This window comes from Pseudomonadales bacterium, from assembly GCA_024234615.1.
In the GTDB taxonomy this organism is placed as follows: Bacteria; Pseudomonadota; Gammaproteobacteria; order Pseudomonadales; family IMCC2047; genus JAJFKB01.
Genome location: JACKNY010000001.1, coordinates 1,067,711 through 1,089,962, shown reverse-complemented (window position 1 = coordinate 1,089,962; position 22,252 = coordinate 1,067,711). Strand labels below are relative to the sequence as shown.

The 22,252-nt window shown below is 47.4% G+C and carries 20 protein-coding genes; 4 read left to right on the top strand and 16 right to left on the bottom strand.

The annotated features are described in order from the left end of the window. The first annotated feature begins 52 nt into the window (after positions 1–52). Complete coding sequence (locus H6995_05140; GenBank protein ID MCP5214372.1) at positions 53–1,156, top strand: 3-deoxy-7-phosphoheptulonate synthase; 1,104 nt, start codon at positions 53–55, stop codon at positions 1,154–1,156. 35 nt (positions 1,157–1,191) lie between these two features. On the opposite strand, the gene sthA is transcribed toward H6995_05140, so the two are convergent. From sthA to H6995_05090, 10 genes are all read right to left on the bottom strand, one after another. Then, a complete protein-coding gene (sthA, locus tag H6995_05135; GenBank protein MCP5214371.1) occupies positions 1,192–2,646 on the bottom strand; it encodes a Si-specific NAD(P)(+) transhydrogenase in 1,455 nt (484 codons plus the stop codon). A gap of 107 nt (positions 2,647–2,753) precedes the next feature. Then, entirely contained in the window at positions 2,754–2,972 is a 219-nt protein-coding gene (nqrM, locus tag H6995_05130) for a (Na+)-NQR maturation NqrM (GenBank protein MCP5214370.1), read from the bottom strand. Positions 2,973–3,004: 32 nt separating this feature from the next. After that, entirely contained in the window at positions 3,005–4,036 is a 1,032-nt protein-coding gene (locus H6995_05125; protein ID MCP5214369.1) for an FAD:protein FMN transferase, read from the bottom strand. Beyond that, positions 4,036–5,265: an NADH:ubiquinone reductase (Na(+)-transporting) subunit F gene (gene nqrF / locus H6995_05120; protein MCP5214368.1), complete on the bottom strand. Its 1,230-nt coding sequence runs from the start codon at positions 5,263–5,265 to the stop codon at positions 4,036–4,038. Before nqrF ends, H6995_05125 begins: the two co-directional genes overlap by 1 nt. Before the next feature lie 33 nt (positions 5,266–5,298). Then, on the bottom strand, positions 5,299–5,910 hold the full coding sequence (gene nqrE / locus H6995_05115; GenBank protein ID MCP5214367.1) for an NADH:ubiquinone reductase (Na(+)-transporting) subunit E: 612 nt from the start codon (positions 5,908–5,910) through the stop codon (positions 5,299–5,301). Then, entirely contained in the window at positions 5,910–6,581 is a 672-nt protein-coding gene (locus H6995_05110) for an NADH:ubiquinone reductase (Na(+)-transporting) subunit D (protein ID MCP5214366.1), read from the bottom strand. The genes nqrE and H6995_05110 overlap by 1 nt, the downstream gene beginning before the upstream one ends. Positions 6,582–6,583: 2 nt before the next feature. Next, entirely contained in the window at positions 6,584–7,354 is a 771-nt protein-coding gene (locus H6995_05105; protein ID MCP5214365.1) for a Na(+)-translocating NADH-quinone reductase subunit C, read from the bottom strand. Continuing rightward, positions 7,347–8,543: an NADH:ubiquinone reductase (Na(+)-transporting) subunit B gene (locus H6995_05100; protein MCP5214364.1), complete on the bottom strand. Its 1,197-nt coding sequence runs from the start codon at positions 8,541–8,543 to the stop codon at positions 7,347–7,349. The genes H6995_05105 and H6995_05100 overlap by 8 nt, the downstream gene beginning before the upstream one ends. Positions 8,544–8,546: 3 nt before the next feature. Then, complete coding sequence (locus H6995_05095) at positions 8,547–9,896, bottom strand: Na(+)-translocating NADH-quinone reductase subunit A (GenBank protein ID MCP5214363.1); 1,350 nt, start codon at positions 9,894–9,896, stop codon at positions 8,547–8,549. A 203-nt stretch (positions 9,897–10,099) separates the two neighbouring features. Further along, positions 10,100–11,557, bottom strand: a complete 1,458-nt coding sequence (locus H6995_05090) for a glyceraldehyde-3-phosphate dehydrogenase (protein MCP5214362.1) — start codon at positions 11,555–11,557, stop codon at positions 10,100–10,102. A gap of 501 nt (positions 11,558–12,058) precedes the next feature. Between H6995_05090 and mfd the strand changes: the two genes are divergently transcribed. Together mfd and H6995_05080 are read left to right on the top strand one after the other, a co-directional pair. After that, complete coding sequence (gene mfd / locus H6995_05085; protein MCP5214361.1) at positions 12,059–15,496, top strand: transcription-repair coupling factor; 3,438 nt, start codon at positions 12,059–12,061, stop codon at positions 15,494–15,496. Between the two features lie 59 nt (positions 15,497–15,555). Next, complete coding sequence (locus H6995_05080; protein MCP5214360.1) at positions 15,556–16,683, top strand: hypothetical protein; 1,128 nt, start codon at positions 15,556–15,558, stop codon at positions 16,681–16,683. On the opposite strand, the gene H6995_05075 is transcribed toward H6995_05080, so the two are convergent. The 5 genes from H6995_05075 to H6995_05055 form a co-directional block, all read right to left on the bottom strand. Beyond that, on the bottom strand, positions 16,640–17,386 hold the full coding sequence (locus tag H6995_05075) for an S-methyl-5'-thioinosine phosphorylase (GenBank protein MCP5214359.1): 747 nt from the start codon (positions 17,384–17,386) through the stop codon (positions 16,640–16,642). The two genes, H6995_05080 and H6995_05075, sit on opposite strands and share 44 nt — an antisense overlap. A gap of 19 nt (positions 17,387–17,405) precedes the next feature. Further along, a complete protein-coding gene (locus H6995_05070; protein ID MCP5214358.1) occupies positions 17,406–18,527 on the bottom strand; it encodes a mechanosensitive ion channel family protein in 1,122 nt (373 codons plus the stop codon). Positions 18,528–18,591: 64 nt separating this feature from the next. Next, a complete protein-coding gene (gene nagZ, locus H6995_05065; GenBank protein ID MCP5214357.1) occupies positions 18,592–19,599 on the bottom strand; it encodes a beta-N-acetylhexosaminidase in 1,008 nt (335 codons plus the stop codon). Between the two features lie 186 nt (positions 19,600–19,785). After that, complete coding sequence (locus tag H6995_05060) at positions 19,786–20,277, bottom strand: L,D-transpeptidase (protein ID MCP5214356.1); 492 nt, start codon at positions 20,275–20,277, stop codon at positions 19,786–19,788. 20 nt (positions 20,278–20,297) lie between these two features. Continuing rightward, the gene (locus H6995_05055) at positions 20,298–20,954 is read right to left on the bottom strand and encodes a TIGR00730 family Rossman fold protein (GenBank protein ID MCP5214355.1); all 657 of its coding nucleotides are present in this window, start codon (positions 20,952–20,954) and stop codon (positions 20,298–20,300) included. A 182-nt stretch (positions 20,955–21,136) separates the two neighbouring features. Here H6995_05055 and lexA point away from each other — a divergent pair, with 182 nt between their 5' ends. Further along, on the top strand, positions 21,137–21,751 hold the full coding sequence (lexA, locus tag H6995_05050; GenBank protein ID MCP5214354.1) for a repressor LexA: 615 nt from the start codon (positions 21,137–21,139) through the stop codon (positions 21,749–21,751). Positions 21,752–21,844: 93 nt separating this feature from the next. Here the strand turns inward: lexA and H6995_05045 are convergent, their stop codons facing one another. After that, positions 21,845–22,081 carry a hypothetical protein gene (locus H6995_05045; protein MCP5214353.1) on the bottom strand — a complete coding sequence of 79 codons (237 nt, stop codon included), beginning with the start codon at positions 22,079–22,081 and terminating at the stop codon, positions 21,845–21,847. Positions 22,082–22,252 lie beyond the last annotated feature (171 nt).

Sequence of the window (22,252 nt, the reverse complement as noted above, 5' to 3'; positions counted from 1 at the left end):
GCATACCAATTTTGACTATAGAATACTCACCTAACACGGAGACTTTTACTTAATGCTCGTAATTTTACACCCCAACACTGATGAGAACGGTGAAGCGTTCAAAGAAACCTGGCGACACCTTGAATCGTTACAGGGCGTTAAACTGAACAAACATGATATCCAGGGCGACAAACAAAAGCTCACTGAAATCTATTTATTGGGTGATACCCACACGGTAACAAAAGAGGATATCGAAAGTCTTCCCGCCGTAGAACGTGTTATACGTATCTCGGAAGAATACCGTATTCTGGGTCGTCATAAGGATAACCAACGCACCTTCGGTTTCGATTATAACGGCGTACACTTTGACCAAAAAGGATTAAACGTCTTCGCTGGACTTTGCGCAGTCGATAACCCTGAGCATGTGGAGCTGACACTGCGTGCGCTGCAAGAGAACAATCAACAATGTACGCGTATGGGTGCCTACAAACCGCGCACCAACCCTTATTCATTCCAGGGCCATGGTGAAGCCTGTTTGCCCTATGTATTTGAACTGGCAGGCAAATATGGCATTAAGGTCATCGCGATGGAAATTACACACGAATCGCACATCGAAGAAATTCATCGCTGCCTGGAAGCTTGCGGTAATCCTACGGGCGTTCTGTTACAGGTAGGTACACGGAATATCCAGAATTTTGAACTATTAAAATCTATCGGCCGCCAAAAAACCTACCCAGTACTACTCAAAAGGGGCTTTGGCATTACCTTAAATGAGTCATTAAACGCCGCTGAATACTTAGCCAGCGAAGGCAACTCAAATGTTATTTTTTGCTTGCGCGGTATGAAAAGTGAGTTTGGCTTACCGCATCGTAATCTGGTCGATTTCGCTCAGGTTCCAGTGATTAAACGCCTGACCCGTATGCCGGTATGTATCGACCCCTCACACTCAGTAGGTACCCGTGAAGTCGCTCCTGATGGCTTGCTGGACGTAATGCATGCCACCGCGCAAGGCATTATCGCTGGCGCCAATATGGTGCTAGTGGATTTCCATCCGGCACCAAGCAAAGCCTTGGTAGATGGGCCCCAAGCGCTATTACTGGAGGAATTACCCTTATTCCTGGAAGATGTTCAAATCGCGCATGATGCTTACAAGAAACGCTGCGCCTTGATCAGCTAGAATACGAAAAACGGCAGGGACACAAATTCTTGCCGTTATTTTCCTTTAGGCCCCGTTAAATCAATATCCCACTTATCCGGCACCCGGTGACGAATACGGTTTAACCCATCTAATGCCGCCGTACGGTAGGCTTCCGCCATCGTGGGGTAGTTAAAGGTATGGCAGGTAAAATACTTGATGGTATTACCCTCCCCCTTTTGACTCATGATAGCTTGGCCGATATGGATAATCTCCGCAGCTTGATCACCAAAACAATGAATACCGAGAATTTCCAGTGTTTCAGAGTGAAAGAGAAGCTTTAGCATACCTATTTTTTCTTCAGAAATATGACCACGCGCAGTATCTCTGAAATTGGCCTGCCCGACTTCATAGGGAATTTTTGCTGCCGTCAATTCCCGTTCATTTTTACCCACTGAGCTAATTTCAGGGATGGTGTAGATGCCGGTTGGCACATAATCCCCTTTCCAATAACTCACTTTACCCAGGATATCAAAAGACGCGGCACGTCCCTGATCGTACGACGCGCTGGCCAGACTGGGCCAACCGACAACATCACCGACCGCATAGATATTGGGTACCTTAGTACGAAAACACTTGTCGACCTTGAGCAGGCCACGTGAATCGGCCTCCAATTCGACATTCTCGAGCCCCAAATTCTGCGTATTGCCAGTCCGGCCATTACACCAGAGTAACGCATTGGCTTTAATCACCTTACCTGATTTCAGCTGTACCGCCACATATTCGTCGGCCACTTCAACCTTTTCGTATTCTTCATTATTACGAATACGCACCCCGCTACGACGCAACTGGTAGCCAAGGGCATCAGATATCTCATCATCAAGAAAGGAAAGCAGGCGATCACGGGAATTGAGCAAGTCTACCCGCGCACCTAATCCGGCAAATATCGATGCGTATTCACAACCAATCACGCCCGCACCATAAATAATCAAGCTACGGGGTGTGAATTTCATACCAAGAATATCATCGCTACTGTAGACTCGCGCATGCTGAAAATCTACATCTGAAGGACGGTAGGGGTGTGAGCCAACGGCAACAACAAAGGTATCCGCAGTGATTTCAAATTGTTTCACCTTATCTTCGGTCTGAATGTTAAGAGTATTCTGATCGACAAAGCGTGCGTGCCCACGGATTAGCTTAATACGATTATGAGGATAGAAATCAGTGCGTAAATCCACCTGCTTTTCTATCACTTTTTCCGCCCGGTTTAGCACTTCCTGATAGGTAAAAATCCGGGGCTCTCCGATACTACGGAACATTGGGTCAGTATTAAATTGAATAGTTCTTCGCACTGAATGGCGTAAGGCTTTGGAGGGTATCGTGCCGAGATGAGTACAGGCGCCGCCGACAAATTTATGACGTTCAACTACTGCGACCCGGCGACCATGCTTGGCCAGATTAATTGCCGCAGCTTCACCACCCGGTCCACTGCCGATGACAACCGTATCATAATGTGTATCTGCGTTTCCCACTCTTCCCCCTTGCTGTTTGAGAACGCTATAACGCTAAAGGTTATATGCTCATTTTTGTGCTTAAGTCACAATAACACTGGCTTGCGAGGTGATTGAACGCTGACAACTTAGGCATCATCTTCCAGTTGGCGGAGTTTGATTTTATTTTGTTGTTCTTTTTCACATTCATCATCCTTGCCGCCACAAACATCGCACGCCGACTTCATGCCAAGCGCACTGAGTCCGCCGCAGGAACCTTTAATGGCTTTACCGGTAAATAGCACACCAACCGACATCGCCAACACAATGAATAACATAAAAACAAAAACGGCAATTACGACAGACATAGAATACCTCGGATAATACTTATTGCTGCCGGCTAGTTAATCCAGCCCGCAAAGGCATCAGATGCAACTTCCGTAAAACCTGATGCTTGCTTAACAATTAAAAAAACCGGTAATTTATGGCTATTGGCAAAGACCAGAGCCCGTTCTGGCCCCATCACCATCAGCGCCGTTGCTAATGCATCCGCACGCGCACTTGTCTCTGCCAAAACGGTCACTGAGGCCAGCGCATGAGTAATCGGATATCCGGTTACCGGGTCAATGGTATGCGAATATCGCCGACCATCTTTTTCAAAATAATTCCTGTAATCACCAGATGTCGCCACCGCAATATCGGTCAGTTCTATGACACGCTGAACCGCCCTCTGTGTAGGTACTGGCGACTCTATTGCAATGCGCCAGGGTTGTTGCTCCGGTTTCATGCCCTTGGCCCTAATCTCTCCACCAACTTCAACCATGTAACTGTCAATACCAGCCAGGTTGAGCACGTCCGCCACACGATCAACCGCATACCCTTTGGCTATTGCAGATAAATCCAGCGTTAGCTCCGTAGTTTTTAACAAGGCTGAAGCGGCTTGATCAACCTGTAAAGAGGTATATCCTACTTTATCTAACTCTGCGGCAATCAATTCAGCGGAAGGTGGCTCTGGCGCTCGCTTGGTCGGTCCAAACCCCCAGAGATCAACCAAGGAGGCGACTGTCACATCAAACGCTCCCTGCGTCTGCGTGCTAATTTCTAACGCTAGGTCAATCACTGTTACCGTTTCCTTTGATACTGGAAACCATTCATTCGTTTTCGCGCGATTAAAGCGACTTAATTCCGAATCCAGTAAGTAGGTCGACATCAGCTGATTAATGTTGGCTAGCTGCGCCTCGACTCTAGATTGAATTTTCTTTGTAGAAATCGATGCAGCGGAAGGCAGAAAATATTTAATATTAAACTGAGTACCCATAGTTGGGCCGGAGATACTAACCAACTCCGACCCATTTTCCCTAGCTGAACAGCCAACCAGTAGCAATAACAGCGTTATTGCATAGAGTATTGACCTAGGCACGCCAGTGCGCATTAACCACCAAAATCGTCCAACAATATATTTTCCGGCTCTACACCCAAATCCTGCAGCATTTTAATCACCGCGGCATTCATCATCGGAGGCCCACACATATAGTACTCACAGTCTTCCGGCGCGGGGTGGTCCTTGAGGTAATTCTCATAAAGCACGTTGTGAATAAAGCCTGTGTAGCCAGTCCAATTATCTTCCGGCATCGGATCAGACAAAGCAACATGCCAGGTAAAATTCTCATTGTCCTTGGCCAGTTGGTCATATTCATCCTGATAGAACATCTCACGCATACTGCGCGCGCCGTACCAGAAAGACATTTTACGTTTACTACCAAGCCGCTTGAGCTGATCAAAAATATGTGAACGCATCGGTGCCATGCCTGCACCGCCGCCAATAAACACCATCTCAGCATCAGTTTTCTTCGCAAAAAACTCTCCGAATGGACCGAACACATCGATTTCATCGCCCGGTTTCAAGCTGAACACATAGGATGACATTTTACCGGCTGGGTAGTTAGTTCCCGGCGGCGGCGATGCAATCCGAATGTTGAATTTTACGATGCCCTTTTCCTCTGGGTAGTTCGCCATTGAATAAGCACGTATCACCTTTTCTGTCACATGGGACTCATGCTGCCAAATGTTGAATCGATCCCAATCACCGTGATACTTCTCGTCAACGATAAAATCTTTGTATTTGACGTGATGTGGTGGCGCTTCCAGCTGAACATATCCCCCAGCGCGGAAATCAACACTTTCGCCCTCTGGCAATTCCAGCACTAACTCTTTAATAAAGGTTGCTACGTTGTCGTTCGAACGAACCTTGCAGCGCCAGTGTTTAACACCAAATACTTCTTCCGGCACTTCAATTTTCATATCCTGCTTAACTGCCACTTGGCAAGATAAACGCTCTCCGGCGCGTTTTTGTCCGCGTGTGAAATGCCCTTCTTCCGTCGGCAGCATGGATCCACCACCCTCCAGCACAGTACATTTACACTGCGCGCAGGTACCGCCGCCGCCACAAGCAGAAGACAGGAAAACGCCAGCACCCGCAAGGGTTTGTAATAGTTTATCGCCCGCCGCAACCTTAATGGTATGCGCTGGATCACCGTTGATTTCAATAGTAACCGCGCCGGAGCTAACAAGTTTCGCCCTGGCCATCAGGATCACCACCACCAAAAACAGCACGATGGCGGTGAACATTCCGACCCCTAAATAGATGTCTGATAAATTCATGGTTAAATCTTTCCCATTTGCCCGTTCAGTTGATTAGAGTTGAATGCCAGAAAATGACATAAACCCAAGCGACATCAATCCAACGGTAATAAAGGTGATGCCTAGTCCACGCAACCCATGAGGTACGTCACTGTATTTCAATTTCTCCCGAATACCGGCCAACGTGGCAATAGCCAACGCCCAGCCGGTACCAGAGCCCAAGCCATACACCACGCTCTCGGCAAAATTGTAGTCACGTTCCACCATAAAGAGAGAGCCACCCATAATTGCGCAGTTCACCGTGATTAAGGGCAGGAAAACCCCCAGCGCGTTATATAGCGCGGGTACATAACGATCCAAAAACATTTCTAGAATCTGTACTAACGCCGCGATAACACCGATATAACTCAACAGGCCCAAAAAGCTCAAATCTGCTTCGGGAAAACCCGCCCAAGCCAAAGCGCCATCAGCCAGCAAGTAGGTATAGATTAAATTATTAACAGGAATTGTGATGGTCTGAACCACCACCACGGCAACCCCTAATCCAATTGCCGTTTGCACCTTCTTGGAAACTGCAAGAAAGGTACACATACCGAGGAAAAAGGCTAACGCCATGTTTTCTACAAACACAGCCTTCACGAATAGACTTAAGTAATACTCAAACATTAGTGTGCCTCCTGCATGCCAGTGGTTTGCGGTGCTAGCTCATATTCCTTTGCTTCCACTTGATTCGGTTTCCAGCTACGCAATGCCCAGATCAACAAGCCGATAATGAAAAATGCACTTGGCGGCAGTAACAACAGACCATTGGGAACATACCAACCGCCGTCATTCACCAATGAAAATATTTCTATACCAAACAACTTACCCGCACCAAATAGCTCTCGAATTACCGCCACGGAGATCAGCACGACGCTATAACCTAAACCATTACCAACCCCATCCAGAAAACTCAGTCCAGGAGGATTTTTCATGGCAAAGGCTTCGGCACGACCCATGACGATACAGTTGGTAATAATCAAACCAACAAACACTGACAGCTGTTTGCTGATGCTATAGGCATAAGCCTTAAGAATCTGGTCCACCACTATTACCAAAGAGGCGATAATGATCATTTGCACGATAATCCGGATACTACTCGGAATATGGTGACGTATTGCAGCAATCGACAGGTTTGAAAAAGCCGTTACCAAGGTCAGCGCGATACACATGACCAGGGTAACCTGTAAACTGCTGGTGACCGCAAGCGCAGAACAAATGCCAAGAATCTGCAGCGCAATCGGGTTATTCTCAAATATGGGTGTTACTACTACTGATTTTGCGGTGACTTCTGACATAATCACACCTCTCCCGCACGTAAATTAGCCAAATAGGAACCAAAGCCTTTCTCACCAATCCAGAAACGAATGAGGTTTTCCACACCGTTACTCGTTAGCGTTGCGCCAGAAAGCGCATCAACTTTGTATATTGCTCTTGGGTCGCTTGGATCTACAGACTTAACCAGCTCGATCTGAGCCTGCCCCTGCTCATCAAAAATGTGCTTGCCAACCCATTGTGATTTCCAGCGAGGATTATCCACCTCACCGCCGAGCCCAGGTGTTTCAGCATGAGAATAAAAGCCTAACCCCGCAACCGTGTTGCCATCTCCCTCCAAGGCCAGAAAGCCATAGAGGGTCGACCACAAGCCATAGCCGTGAACGGGAATGATGATACGATCCACTTTACCTTCTTTTTCCAACAGGTAGACCGTCGCATAGCGCTCACGACGATTAATACTCGCAGTATCATCAGCATCACTTAACGCGTCGGACAGTTTCGGATCTTTTGCAGCCTTGCGCTGATCATAGGTTTCCGCATCTACAACAGAGGTATAAACCCCAGCGTCCAAGTCCACGACCTTCGGCGTAAACTGATGGAACAGCGCGTCAATATCCTGGCCTTTTGTTTCAAAGCCTGCTGCAGCGAGAATATTGGTTTTACGGTCGAGCGCCTTATTGGCCAGTTGAATTGGTTTTAAGATTACCGCCGCACCGGACACCACGATCGAACACACTAGACAAAGTAGCAACGCTACTTTGACGGTTTTTTGAACGGTATCATTACTAGACATTGCGCAATGCCCTCCGCTTGATATTGGCCTGAACCACAAAGTGATCAATCAAAGGCGCAAACAGATTACCAAAGAGGATCGCCAGCATCATGCCCTCTGGAAAGGCCGGATTGACGACACGAATCAGCACCACCATCACGCCTATCAACGCACCGAAAACCCATTTACCAGTATCCGTCATCGCCGCCGAAACCGGGTCAGTTGCCATAAACAGCATACCGAAGGCAAAGCCACCCAGCACCAAATGCCAGTCCCAAGTCATGGCAAACATCGGGTTACTATCAGATCCAATCATATTAAAAATCAATGACATTGCGATCATGCCGAGCATGACTCCGGAAACAATACGCCAAGAAGCAATCTTCGTGTAAAGCAACACAGCACCACCGATAAAGATTGCCAAGGTTGAAGTTTCGCCGATCGAACCAGGAATCATGCCGATAAAAGCATCCATCCAACTGTAATTAATCGCCTCAACACCGCCTAGCGCAGCGAGACCCAAAGGCGTCGCACCGCTAAAACCGTCAACCGCTACCCAGATAGCATCGCCGGACATCTGCGCTGGGTATGCAAAGAACAGGAATGCACGACCAGCCAACGCTGGGTTAAGGAAGTTTTTACCGGTACCGCCGAACACCTCTTTTGCGATCACAACACCGAATGAGATACCCAGCGCTGCCTGCCATAGAGGAATATCGGGAGGAACAATCAGTGCGAACAAGATCGACGTGACGAAAAAACCTTCGTTCACTTCATGGCCACGAATCATGGCAAATAGCACTTCCCAGAAACCACCAACGATGAATACCACCAAGTAGATCGGCACTAAATACGCAGCGCCGTGGATAGTATTATCCAAAATGCTGTTAGGGTCATAGCCTGCGAACAACTCAATCAAGCCACCTCGCCAGCCTTCAACGGCAGCAATACCCATGCTTGCCATCGCTTCATTAGCCAGATGACCTAGATTCCACATCCCAAAAAACATGGCTGGGAATGCACAGAGCCAAACGGTGATCATGATGCGCTTAAGGTCTATGCCATCTCTAACATGCGAGGCATTTTTAGTGACCGAAGGCGGTGTGTATAAAAAGGTATCAGTCGCTTCGTATAACGCGAACCACTTTTCGTATTTGCCGCCTTTGGTGACATGCGGCTCAATTTTATCAAGTATCTTTCTTAAGCCCATGTCCTAACCCTCTTTCTCAATTCGATCAAGATTGCTGCGCAAGATCGGCCCGAACTCATATTTACCCGGACAGACATAGGTGCAAAGCGCTAAATCTTCTTCATCAAGCTCTAAGCAGCCCAAGGATTGCGCCATTTCAATATCACCGACAACCAAAGACCGCAGCAAATGTGTCGGCAAGATGTCCAATGGTACGACCTGTTCGTAGGCGCCAACAGGAACAATAGCCCGTGGACTACCATTGGTCGTCGTCGTCATGGCGAACTTCTTATTCTTGAGCAGCTTGGAAAGGTAGATATTCATGACCGAGTGCTTGTTGGCACCGGGGCTCATGTAGCCCAATAAATCACGGGTTCTATTTTCCTGAACGACTGACACTTGATTGTGATAGCGCCCCAAATAAGCCAATGGTCCACGAGCCGTGCGGCCAGAGTGGATCGAACCGGAGATAGGACGATTTTCCTGACCTGACTGTTCACACTGCCCGGCAATCAGCTCTTCCAAGTTAGCGCCAATACGGGTGCGAATAAGGCGTGGTTGTGCCACTCTTGGCCCAGCTAAGGCAACCACGCGGTCCGTATAAAGCTGGCCGGTAGTGAAGAGCTTACCTACGGCAATGACATCTTGATAACCAATATGCCACACGGTTCTTTTTTCAGAGGCTGGGTCTAAAAAGTGGATGTGTGTGCCAACCAATCCCGCCGGGTGCGGGCCAGCAAACTCTTCAACCTGGATCGAAGAGGCGTTACCACTTGGTATATCTGCACCGGGCGCTTTACACAGATAAAGTGGGCCAGACGTTAACTTCGCCAACAAATCCAATCCTGCCACGAAATCAGCCTTGTGTTCGGCGATAATAGCCTGTGGATCAGCCGCCAGGGCGTTGCTGTCCATCGCAGTAACAAAAATTGAGATCGGTTGTGTTCCTGGCTGAGGCACCTTACTAAAAGGTCTGGTGCGCAGTGCCGTCCAAAGCCCGGAGTTAACCAAGTTTTGTTCAACTTGAGCCGCTGTCAAGCCAGCAAGCTGAGCAGCATCATAACTCTCGAAAGTCTCAGCATCGTCGCCGTCAATATCAATAACGACCGACTGTAGCACACGCTTTTCACCGCGGTTAATAGCGGATACTGTGCCCGCTGCAGGTGCTGTATATCTGACACCTTCGGTTTTTTTATCCGTGAATAATAACTGCCCTTTTCGAACCCGGTCGCCTTCCCTGACCTCCATCGTGGGCTTCATGCCCACATAGTCGCTACCGATAATAGCAACGGTTCTCGCTGTTACGCCGTCATAAATCTTTTGTTCCGGCTCTCCAGCGATAGGCAGATCTAAACCTCTTTTGATCTTGATCATAAGCTTCGCCAATTATTAAATTAAAAGTAATAAAACATACATCGCACCACTACAGCCTCAGACCGAATGGCGCAAAAATCTCTTTTTGCATCAGATATTGGAGTTTATTTCAACACGTTAACGCTGTTGAAATGGAATCACCGCACTGCTTTGCCCCCACGGGGTTCTATCACTCTAACCTTAATCGCCGACCTTTCTGACGACTATTGTTCTACCGGGTATACCGGCAAGGTCGCATGAGTAATCTGTCTTAAAATCCTTACCACTTGGCACGCATAGCCAAATTCATTGTCGTACCAGACATAGAGCACACAATGGTTACCGTTAGCAATAGTCGCTAACGCATCAAAAATGCCTGCCGCTCTCGACCCTACGAAATCGGAAGAAACCGCTTCCGGTGAATTCGAGTAATCCACCTGCTTTTGCAGTTCAGAGTGCAGAGCAATATAGCGCATATAATCATTAATCGTTTCTTTATCGACTGCTTCTTCGAGGTTCAAATTTAAAATAGCGAGGGAAACATTCGGGGTCGGTACACGCACCGAGCTACCAGTCAACTTACCTTCCATTTCCGGCAACGCTTTCGCTACCGCTTTTGCTGCTCCGGTTTCAGTCAACACCATATTCAAGGGCGCGCTACGACCACGACGGTCGCCTTTGTGATAGTTATCGATTAGATTTTGATCGTTAGTATAAGCATGCACTGTTTCAACATGGCCATTAATGACGCCAAACTTTTCATGCATTGCCTTCAGTACTGGCGTGATCGCATTAGTGGTACAGGAAGCCGCCGATAAAATCTTATCGTCGTCACTGATAATATTGTTGTTGATACCGTGCACAACATTTTTAATACTGCCCTTGGCTGGTGCTGTCAGCAACACTTGTGCAGCGCCTTTCGCCTGCAAGTGCAACGAGAGCCCCTCTTCGTCGCGCCACTTTCCGGTATTATCGACAACAACCGCGTTATCAATGCCATAAGCCGTATAGTCGATAGCATCGGGGGAGTCAGAATAGATTACTTGGATTTGTTGGCCATTGACGACGAGGGAGGTATTTTCTTCATCAATATTCACGACCCCCTTAAAAGCACCGTGAACAGAGTCTTTCATGAGCAAGCTAGCGCGTTTCGCCAGATCGTTACCTTTGCCTTTGCGCACAACAATAGCCCGCAGACGAATCCCCTTGCCACCGCCGGAACGATCACAGAGCAACCGCGCCAACAAACGACCGATACGGCCGAAGCCATATAGCACCACATCTTTAATCTCAGCAGCCTCGGCTGCTCCTTCGACAAAAGCATCTGCTAAGGTATCATTTAAAAACTCCGGTAACGATTGCCCTGAATCGCTGTTCTGATAATTAACAAATAACTTGCCGATATCTATATGGGAGGGGCCTAGCGGTAATGCCGTCAGCGCTTGCAGGACTTCGAGCGTATCAAAAGGTGAAACCGTTACCTTCTCAACCTGTTGAACAAATTCATGCGCCACAAGAATATCATGCACGGTGCGCTTGACGATGAGCCGCCCAAAAATCGAAGTTTCGACCGAACGGTCTCGATATAAAGCACCAACCAATGGCACCATTGCCTCTGCAGCGCGTTCACGTTCTTCCCAGTCTTTTGAGCATGAGGTCAGTATCTCTGGAGTCACTAGCATTACCCTATATTATTGACATTTGCCAACGAAACATCATTTCCCTGGCATTAAGAATGAGTGCCTGACGAGCCATCTTTTAATCAATCAAAATCCATCAAGAAGCGCCCGATTTTTGGCGCGCGTATTCTCTCATAGAACAAAGCCATTCTCTAATATTTTTTGCCATGCAAAGCCTGTTTTTTAAACAAAATTAACTTTTCAAATACAATGATTTACATTCCATGATCTAAGTCAGTTTTCAAGCCATCTCCAGAGAACATTTTAACTTTTAAATTTACCATTTATTTAAATATAACGCCTGATCTTAAATAACCATTTTGAATCTCATTATAGATGATTTAATCTGAATATAAGTATTCACTCCATCGATATCGACTATAAATACTCAGGATCACTTTGGGCGGAAGCCTATCAATTCGAGCCCAGCTAGACTTACTCATAGACGCCCTTGTAAACTAGCTGGCTTTTCAAAGCTGTCAGGTAACCCAAGTGCCCGCAAAAATGCTCCTTAACCCGCCTCCTATCAATCAGAAACAACAAGCTTGGCACGGTCTAGTTGATGCCGCGACGGCTCTTGCGATTGCTGAGGCGACTCATAACTATGCAGGATTTTGTGTCGTCATTACACCAGATACGGAAAGTACCGAAAGACTCCATAACGAACTGGCATTTTTTTGTGACGAGTCGTTACCCTTGCTTGCTTTCCCCGACTGGGAGACTCTGCCTTACGATAGCTTTTCTCCGCACCAAGACATCGTTTCTGAACGTTTAAAAACACTCTACCAACTGCCATTCCTGAGCAGAGGTATCTTGGTCGTGCCGGCGACCACCTTAATGCACCGCATTGCGCCAAAAGAATATGTCATCAGCAATAGCCTGCTGCTGGAGCCGGGGCAAAAATTTGACCTTCAATCGATACGCACCAACCTGGTCGATAATGGCTATCGCCAAGTAGACACCGTTTATGAGCATGGCGAATTTGCAGTACGCGGTGCCATCATTGATATATTTCCAATGGGAAGCAGCACTCCCTATCGAATTGATTTATTTGACGAAGAAATCGACCAACTGCGCACCTTTGATCCAGAATCTCAGCGTACAATCGAGCGCATTGATAAAGTAAGTGTTTTGCCTGCGCATGAATACCCCTTCGACAAAACGGCTATCCAAAAATTCCGTCAGAATTGGCGTACGCACTTTGATATCGATCCACAGATTTGCAGCATTTATCAGGATGTCTCTTCAGGCTTAAATGCACCAGGCATTGAGTATTATCTGCCTTTATTTTTCTCCGAGTGCGCTAACCTGTTCGACTATTTCCCCGAATCAACGCTGCTGTTCTCGATCGGCTCGATAGACCAAGCAATGTCCGAACAATGGCAACAAATCAGCCAGCGTTATGAAGAGCGCCGGCATGATCCAGAACGGCCATTACTACCGCCCTCTTCACTGTATTTACCCGATAATGAGTTGTTCGGCGCAATTAAACGGTTCAGCCGCATCAAACTGGATCATACCTCCGGCAGTAATAAAGATCAGTCCGGTGCCTACTTCAATAGCAAAGTTACACCGAGCTTCATGTTGGATCACCATACAGATAACCCACTAGCCGTGGTAAAAACCTATATCGAGCAAACCTCCGCAAGAATACTTTTTTGTACCGAATCAACCGGTCGAAAGGAAGCTCTGCTGGCGATGCTCAAAAAGATCGATCTTACCCCAGTTGAGCAACCGGACTGGGAATCTTTTTTATCCAGCACGGCCCCGCTTTCGATCACCACGGCAAATATCGACAGAGGCTTGTATTTACCCGAATCAGGCATCGTGATCATTACCGAATCTCAACTCTTCGGTCAGCAGGTTATGCAACGGCGGCGACGCAGCCAAAGCAAGGATTATCAAGATCAAATCATTAAAAACCTGGCTGAACTGCAAGTTGACTCGCCAGTGGTGCATATCGATCATGGCGTCGGTAGATACAGGGGCCTGGAAACTATCGAGGTTAACGCTCAAGCGGAGGAATTTCTCACCCTCGAGTATGCAGGTAATGCCAAACTCTATGTCCCTATAGCGTCATTGCATTTAATCGCCCGCTACACCGGAAACGATGAGGCCAATGCGCCATTGCATACGCTCGGCAGTGACAAATGGCAAAAGGCTAAGCGCAAAGCCGCCGAGCAAGCCAGAGATACCGCCGCAGAATTATTAGAGATTCATGCCCGGCGCGCATCCAGAGAGGGCATCGCGTTTGAAATTCCTGAAAAAGAGTATCGACGATTCTGCGCAGATTTTCCGTTTGAAGAAACGGAAGATCAGCTATCGGCTATTGCGGCGACGCTGAACGACATGCGCTCGGCACAACCAATGGATCGTTTAATCTGCGGCGATGTCGGTTTTGGTAAAACTGAAGTAGCCATGCGGGCAGCCTTTATCGCCGCTCAAAATAGCACCCAGGTTGCGATACTAGTGCCTACTACGTTATTGGCGCAGCAACATTTTGATTCCTTCAGCGATCGCTTTGCAAACTGGCCGGTCAATGTCGCGGTCATTTCACGCTTTCAAACCCGGGATGAGCAGGAACGTATACAGACGCAAGTGGCCGCCGGACAAATTGACATCCTAATCGCCACCCACAAATTGATAGTCGGTAATTTTGTCTTTAAAAACCTCGGCTTATTGATTATCGATGAAGAACACCGTTTTGGCGTGCGTCAGAAGGAAAAAATTAAATCCCTCAGATCGGATATAGATATTCTCGCACTGACCGCAACACCAATTCCACGCACCCTCAATATGGCCATTGCCGGCATCCGCGATATTTCAATTATTGTCTCCCCTCCCGCCAAGCGCCTTGCCATCAACACCTTTATTCATCGCCAGGAAAATGGCGTACGCCGTGAAGCCATCAACCGTGAACTTTTGCGTGGCGGGCAGGTATACCTGCTTTATAACGATGTTAGCAGCATAGCACGCAAGGCCAAGGAAATTGCTGAGCTCGTGCCACAGGCGCGCATTGGCATTGCACACGGTCAAATGCGCGAACGCGACCTCGAAAAAGTCATGTCTGATTTTTACCACAAGCGTTTTAATTTGCTGATTTGCACCACCATTATTGAAACGGGTATCGACATCCCTTCCGCCAACACCATTATTATCGAGCGCGCAGACAAGTTCGGACTCGCTCAACTGCACCAACTCCGTGGCCGCGTAGGTCGTTCTCACCATCAAGCCTACGCCTATTTACTCACCCCACATCGCAAGAGTATGACCGCCGATGCCATCAAGCGCCTGGAGGCAATCGCTAACGCTCAAGCCTTGGGCGCTGGCTTCACTCTCGCAACGCACGATATGGAAATTCGTGGTGCGGGCGAATTACTCGGCGATAACCAAAGCGGACACATTCAGACGGTTGGCTTTTCGCTCTATGCTGAATTAATAGAGCAGGCGGTAAAATCACTGAAACAAGGTAAGGCCTTTAATCTTGAGCAACCGATTCAACACGGCACGGAAGTTAACCTGCATTTCCCCACGCTAATACCGGAAACCTATTTACCCGATGTCCATGCCCGCCTCGTCATGTACAAACGCATCGCCAATGCCGTTAATAAGAACGCGTTAAGAGAATTGCAAGTAGAGATGATTGATCGATTCGGCCTATTGCCAGATCCGATAAAAAATCTTTTTGAAGTTACCGAACTTAAACTGCTGGCACAGGCGATGGGTATTCGTAAAATTGATCTGCATACTCAGGGTGGGAAATTGGAATTTGAAAATGATACGCAGGTACAGCCTCAACAGCTGGTTAAACTGATACAAATCCAGCCTCATGTCTTTAAACTCGAAGGTGCCAACCAACTCAGAATTAAAATGCTGATGGATTCTGCACAAGCCCGAATTAATAAAACTCACGAGTTACTAGACCAATTGGCTTACCGTTAGCATAATAGCGCTTTCGGCAACCGGCACCCCGGTCACTCATGGAAAAGCCTTTACTAACGATGAGAACAAACAGAGCCGTCACACTGATTACCACTCTTATTACCTCTGTGCTGGTAATGGTCTGTCACACAAGTCACGCAGCAACCTTCAAACCCGAAAATACAGAAACCTGGTTTCAGGTTGAGGTTGTCATCTTTGCCCAAGAAGCAGGCCTTTCGACAACCTCAGAGCAATGGCCTGATAAAATTGACATCACCTACCCAGAAAATTTACAGGTGTTAAAACAGCCCCAGCTCCCAACCGTTTTACAAAACAAGCCCGAGCCAACCGGATCCTTTGTCGCAGAGGATGCCATGGTTTTTGATATCGAACCATCACTCGACGAAGAACCAGAGACCAGCAACGATACGCCATCTGCCGAACCACCAACTGCGCACAACTTTTCACAGTTTGACCCCATGCCCAGTGCTGACATTGAATCTACCCAAGCGGAGCAAACCCTGTCGCCGATGTTGACAGAAATTACCATCGCCTCATTGCCCCAAAAGCTGGCAGAACCAACCGATTTAAGAAAGACGTCATTCATGTTTTTACCGGAAAGCAAGTTCCAGCTGAACGGTATCAAGCAACGTATTGATCGCGCTTTAGATATGCGCTTACTTGCCCATTTCGCCTGGCGACAACCTGTCAAAAGTGAACTGGCTCAGCCGGTATTGGTGCAAGTCGGCAAGCAGTATGGTCTATCTTTTGAACTCGAAGGCGTCGTGACACTGTCGAAAAACCGATATCTGCATTTTGACAGTAATTTATTTTACTCAACCTTCAAGCAAGGGTTAATGCATGACCGCATGAATTGGGGAATATTTTCCGAAAACCAAGCGGCAACAGATGCAATCAACGCTGAGCATTTTAGTGCTGAGCGCGAACAGTCATTTGATTTGTTCAGACCGGTCGACACGGGCTTCGAACGAGAGTTAACTGCTAACTATAAGTCCATGCGGCGTATAAAGGAAAACGAAATTCATTATCTCGATCATCCGCTGTTTGGCGTGCTATTTATTGTCTCGCCCTACCAGCTCCCCGACCCGGTATTGGAAATGCCTGATTTTGACCTGGACGCATTACCGCTCAGAAAGCCGCTGCCTAAAGTATCGGAATTACCGCTAACAACAACTCTCGGACGTTAACCATTCCGGCATCAAGATGTACCTTGAGAGAATTGAGGGTTAACACCTCATCGCTCCTGCCTGCAGCCCAGTTAACCACTAAACTCAAGCTCGCGTACTCCAAACCCAACTCACGCGCTAAACTGGCCTCTGGCATACCGGTCATACCGACAATGTCACAACCATCTCGTTCCAACTTATTAATTTCAGCGGCGGTTTCTAAACGAGGCCCTTGAGTCGCTCCGTAAACCCCACCGGAATTGATACGCATATTTAAATTAGCGGCAGCCTCGATCAATTTATTTCGCACATTGGGATGGTAGGGCATCGTTAAGTCAATATGACTGACCCGATCCTGAGAACCATCAAAATAAGTGTGCTCGCGCCCGTAGGTATAATCGATAATTTGATCTGGCACGCACAGCTGCTGCGGCGCCATTTTTGATGTAATACCGCCTACCGCGTTCATCGCCACTATCGATCTGACCCCGGCCTGCTTTAAGGCATAGAGATTCGCACGGTAGTTAATCGTATGCGGCGGCAGATGATGATCCTTACCGTGACGCGGTAAAAATACCAGTTCACGCCCTCTGAACTTACCAAAAATGAGAGGTGACGAGGTTTCACCAAAACGGGTAGTTGGCCATTTGCTTTCGAGAATCTCAATTCCCTCCAGGTCAGCTAACCCCGTACCACCAATAACAGCAATTTCAGGTGTACGGATCATTCGCTTTGCTCCTTATTCAATTTTGTTGCGCGCCTGATTGATTCAACGACTGAGCATCCAGCCTAATGGCATCCGGCAAATGCACCGTTGAGGTAGGATAAGCCACATCTGCGTTATGATCACTGATAATAGCCAGTATCTTCAACAGTACATCCTGTTTAATTTCATGAAACTTGATCCAGTTCGTAGTCTTCGTAAAGGTATAAATAAAGAAATCTAACGAGGAAGCTCCATAGGCGTTAAAGTTTACAATGAGCGTTTGGTCAGTATCAATTTCCGGATGCTGGCTTAGCATCTTCTTAACTGCCGACACAATATTTTCTACTTGGTCAGCATCTTGATAACGCAATCCAATGGTTTCATAGATACGGCGATTGGTCATACGCGAAGGATTTTCTACAGTAATGCTGGCAAAAGTAGCGTTCGGTATATACAAGGGTCTTTTATCAAAAGTGCGAATACGCGTCAGTCGCCAGCCGATATCCTCGACTGTACCTTCAATTTGCCGGTCTGGAGAGCGCACCCATTCACCCACCGCAAAAGGTCTGTCCATATAGATCATTAAGCCGCCAAAAAAATTGGCTAGCAGATCCTTCGCAGCAAAACCTATCGCAATCCCGCCGATACCACCAAAGGCCAACACCCCTGAAATGCTATACCCCAGCGTTTGCAGCATCACCAGAGCAGCAGTAATAATGACGGATAGCCGAATCAACTTCCCAATCGCCATAACAGTCGTGGCATCCATCGCGCCTTCGGGACGATCATCCGATGACAGCGCAATTTCGGCGCGTTTGACAAAATCAACCACGAACCAGGTAAGAATGATAATCACCGACATCTTACGAAAGGGGTCGATGGCCGTAAAAATGGCCGCCTCGGATTGAGACGCCACCAACTCTGCCGCCCAACTCAAACCAAATAACCAAATAACCAGGCTCAGCGGTCGGCGTGCCGCAAGCACAAAAACATCATCCCAAAAACTGTTGGTTTTTCGAATGTGGTGGACAATTCGGGATAATAACTTCAGCGCAATAAAGTTCGTTAGCAACGTGATAAACACCAAAGCAAACACTTGCACTAATAGCAGCCACTCTTGCGTTAAACCAAATTCAGACAAGAATTCTTTTATATCCATTCAGTATTCCCAAAATCTATCTTTAAAATCGTTCACTATTCACCGTCAAAGGCATGATGGCATTTTAACCTAAAGCCAATAACGCGCTACGCGCCTCTCGCCAATGCGTATTCGCTGATAGGTTTTTCCCCATCTGCGCCTTGTGCTTTAACTGCTCCAAACGCTTCGATGGGGTTATTCCGCAGCGATTGAGGGAGGCCAACACTTCCAAGGCTCCTTTTCTATCATTACAGACCAACACCATATCACAGCCAGCTTCCAAAGCCGCCTCCGCGCGCTGGACAAACCCTCCGGCGACCGTTGCTCCCTGCATACTCAGATCATCACTAAATATTACACCCTCAAACTTTAGTTGTTGCCGTAATACCTGTTGCAACCAAATTCGCGAAAACCCTGCCGGCTTATCATCAACTGAGGGGTAAATAACATGTGCTGGCATTATCGCATCCAATGTCTGCGCTAGCCGGGCAAAAGGCTCCAGATCAGTACGCTCCAATTCGGCCAAGCTTCTATCATCAATCGGAATATCCAAGTGCGAATCCGCCACAACACCACCATGACCAGGAAAATGTTTTCCCGTCGCTGCCATCCCCGCCTCGTGAAATCCATCGATAAACGCCTGCGCCAGCGCAACGATAATGCCGGTATCGTTGGAAAAAGCACGATCACCTATCACCTGGCTTATACAATGATCTAAATCCAACACCGGGGCAAAACTAAGATCGATATCATGCACCAACAATTCAGCCGCTAATAACCACGCTACTTGTTTAGCTGTTTGTATCGCCTCTAACTGATCCTTAAGGTATAGCTCGCCTAACCGGCGCATTGCAGGCAATTGAGTGAAGCCCTCACGGAAGCGCTGTACTCTACCCCCCTCATGGTCAACCGCAATAATAAGCTCCTGGCGCAGGCTCCTAATTTCACTAATCAAATCATCGAGTTGATGTTTAGTACTGTAATTACGCGTAAAAAGAATGATCCCTCCGAGCTGGGGATCAACCAACAGTTCACGCTCTTGCGAAGTGAGACTAACGCTGGACAGATCCAACATCAAGGGCCCAATAGCCATGTATTTTCAGTCCTCATTACAATCGTTCATTTTTATCCATCGGCTATTCTAAAGACAGCAGCATGGAGAGCCAAGCTCATAGAAAAAAATAGGCATAATTGAAAAGTTAAAGATGTATGAATTCCGTCGGTTCAGATAAATTCACCTTGGGAGTCTCTGTGCAAACCATAAATTGTTAGAAGCTCGCTAGCTCTCACTAATTTCAACCGGACAGCCAATTGATACGAGTTCAAACAACTCAATGACATTACGATTACGCATACGAATACAACCATGGGATTTCGGTACGCCCATAGGCTCAGAATCGGGGGTGCCGTGGATATAAATGTAGCGGCGCATACTATCGACACTGCCTAATCGATTCCTGCCAACCTCGCGTCCACAGAGCCAGAGAATTCGAGTTAATATCCAATCTCGTCCGGGAAACCGCTGTTTCAAATGCTCACTATAGATCTCACCACTAAAACGACGACCGACAAACACAGCGTTAACAGGCCGACCAGCCCCAACTTTGGCTCGGATATAATGCTCGCCGCAAGGAGTCTGCTCACTACCTCGATGTTCTCCAGCACCCTTTGCAGCAGACGAAATCAGATAAGCATGCTGGCAAACACCATCTCGGTAATAGCGTAACTTTTGCTCTTTAAGGCATACTTTTATCAGTTCTCGAGAAGCCATTATTAATTGAGACAGTTCCTTTAGTTATTGATCGTCAAGGCTCGATGGGAAAGTATAATTTTCAGCACGTCATCCACATCATCAACCACCGTAATCAAATCCCGATCATGCTGATCAATACAGTTTTCCGCCATCATTGTCGATTCGATCCAACCCAACAAACCTTGCCAATAATCGTAGCCGACCAGAATAATAGGTATCTTGACAATCTTTTCCGTCTGCACCAGCGTCAGTGCTTCAAACAGCTCATCAAGGGTGCCATAACCGCCGGGAAATATAACAAAGGCAATCGCATGCTTAACAAACATATATTTACGTACAAAAAAGTAACGAAAATTAAGCGACAAATCCTGATATTTGTTGGCACTTTGCTCAGCTGGCAGCATGATATTCAAGCCTATCGACTCACCTTCATCTGGCCCATCCGCGGTCATGGCGCCAATGTTCGCCGCCTCCATAATACCGGGGCCACCACCCGTTATCACCGGAATACCCTCTTTGGCAATGCCGTAGGCCAACTTTTCCGCTTGGTGGTAATAATCTGAATCAGCGCCCAGCCGAGCGCTGCCGAAAATAGTCACTGCACGACTAAATTTGATTAGGCTTTCAGTGCCAACTACTAACTCCGACTGGATGCGCAAGACACGCCATGCTTCACGTACTTTATTCTCGTCCATCTTAACTCCATTGCCGCTCACAACACACAAATTTGCGTCACGTTATTGGTACTTCTGTTATTGAGTGTAGCGCTATCCGCAACGCCTCGCATTAGTATATTCCGGCAAGACGACTGATTTATTGCCTTCACCAACTCTTCCTGTATATAATCACAGCCTGTTTAAATAAACAGAGGCTCAGTATGGTTAAGCTAACCGTTCGTCAAAATGAAGTGCTTGCTTGCATCAAAAAGCATATCGACCATACAGGCTACCCCCCCACTCGCGCGGAAATTGCGCGAGATTTAGGATTCCGCTCCGCCAACGCCGCAGAAGATCATCTAAAAGCTTTGGCGCGTAAAGGGGTCATCGAAATGATCAATGGCGCATCACGGGGACTTCGCCTAGTTGTCGATGAAGAAACCATACCACAAGGATTACCTGTAATTGGGCGTGTAGCCGCTGGCTCACCGATTCTGGCGGAACAACATATTGAGCACTATGCCAATATTAACGCCAACTGTTTCTCCCCAACGGCCAACTATCTATTAAAGGTGCAGGGCGACAGTATGATCGATGCGGGTATCTTTGACGGTGATTTGGTTGCAGTAAAACAACAGCAGGATATCGCCAATGGGCAGATCGTGGTTGCGCGAATTAATGATGAAGTCACGGTAAAACGCTATAAAAAGGAACCGAAGCAAATTTTACTGATTGCAGAAAACAAGGATTTCCAGCCTATCAAGGTCGATGCACAAAGCGGAGAGTTTGCCATTGAGGGCTTGGTGGTGGGTGTTATACGGCAGCGGGTAAGCTGAGATTATTATTTGGATGTCAATCCACGAGCCCACTCAAAAATTCGCATGAGCGTAGTTCAACGATGACTCATCGAATGGATTGCTGAAACCGACCTAATGTAAAGTCCTGCCGGAATCCTCTTCCGGCATATCCTCTTCCTGAATCTGCCCGACGATCTTTATGCCCGTGTTGATCATTGCCTTGGCAACATCCACACACTGCTCCTGCAGGTAAAACTTCACCTCATCGGAAAAGCTCACTCTCACCAAGGGCTCGCCATCACCATCAACGCGCTGTAACGCTATTTCACCATCGGCTAGCTCTACGATTTCATAGTAGGAATTGGACATACAACAGACTCTTTGGAACGAAACTGCGTATCATTCTACCATTCTTTGTCTGATCTGTTGATCTTTATTTCCTATTGGCCAAAATCGCAAGCTGTGCAGGAAGATAGGGAAAAAGAAGGTCTGCACCTTTTTATGGTGAGGGTGAAAGTCGCCTCATAGCAGACCATTACT

Excerpts from the sequence above, each read along its gene's own strand:
- H6995_05100 (MCP5214364.1), bottom strand. The coding sequence starts at position 8,543 with ATGGGCTTAAGAAAGATACTTGATAAAATTGAGCCGCATGTCACCAAA.
- H6995_05070 (MCP5214358.1), bottom strand. The coding sequence starts at position 18,527 with ATGGATATAAAAGAATTCTTGTCTGAATTTGGTTTAACGCAAGAGTGG.
- H6995_05125 (MCP5214369.1), bottom strand. The coding sequence starts at position 4,036 with ATGCGCACTGGCGTGCCTAGGTCAATACTCTATGCAATAACGCTGTTA.
- nqrF (MCP5214368.1), bottom strand. The coding sequence starts at position 5,265 with ATGAATTTATCAGACATCTATTTAGGGGTCGGAATGTTCACCGCCATC.
- H6995_05080 (MCP5214360.1), top strand. The coding sequence starts at position 15,556 with ATGAGAACAAACAGAGCCGTCACACTGATTACCACTCTTATTACCTCT.
- H6995_05090 (MCP5214362.1), bottom strand. The coding sequence starts at position 11,557 with ATGCTAGTGACTCCAGAGATACTGACCTCATGCTCAAAAGACTGGGAA.
- mfd (MCP5214361.1), top strand. The coding sequence starts at position 12,059 with ATGCTCCTTAACCCGCCTCCTATCAATCAGAAACAACAAGCTTGGCAC.
- H6995_05140 (MCP5214372.1), top strand. The coding sequence starts at position 53 with ATGCTCGTAATTTTACACCCCAACACTGATGAGAACGGTGAAGCGTTC.
- H6995_05045 (MCP5214353.1), bottom strand. The coding sequence starts at position 22,081 with ATGTCCAATTCCTACTATGAAATCGTAGAGCTAGCCGATGGTGAAATA.
- H6995_05105 (MCP5214365.1), bottom strand. The coding sequence starts at position 7,354 with ATGTCTAGTAATGATACCGTTCAAAAAACCGTCAAAGTAGCGTTGCTA.
- H6995_05055 (MCP5214355.1), bottom strand. The coding sequence starts at position 20,954 with ATGGACGAGAATAAAGTACGTGAAGCATGGCGTGTCTTGCGCATCCAG.
- lexA (MCP5214354.1), top strand. The coding sequence starts at position 21,137 with ATGGTTAAGCTAACCGTTCGTCAAAATGAAGTGCTTGCTTGCATCAAA.
- H6995_05060 (MCP5214356.1), bottom strand. The coding sequence starts at position 20,277 with ATGGCTTCTCGAGAACTGATAAAAGTATGCCTTAAAGAGCAAAAGTTA.
- nagZ (MCP5214357.1), bottom strand. The coding sequence starts at position 19,599 with ATGGCTATTGGGCCCTTGATGTTGGATCTGTCCAGCGTTAGTCTCACT.
- nqrM (MCP5214370.1), bottom strand. The coding sequence starts at position 2,972 with ATGTCTGTCGTAATTGCCGTTTTTGTTTTTATGTTATTCATTGTGTTG.
- nqrE (MCP5214367.1), bottom strand. The coding sequence starts at position 5,910 with ATGTTTGAGTATTACTTAAGTCTATTCGTGAAGGCTGTGTTTGTAGAA.
- H6995_05110 (MCP5214366.1), bottom strand. The coding sequence starts at position 6,581 with ATGTCAGAAGTCACCGCAAAATCAGTAGTAGTAACACCCATATTTGAG.
- H6995_05095 (MCP5214363.1), bottom strand. The coding sequence starts at position 9,896 with ATGATCAAGATCAAAAGAGGTTTAGATCTGCCTATCGCTGGAGAGCCG.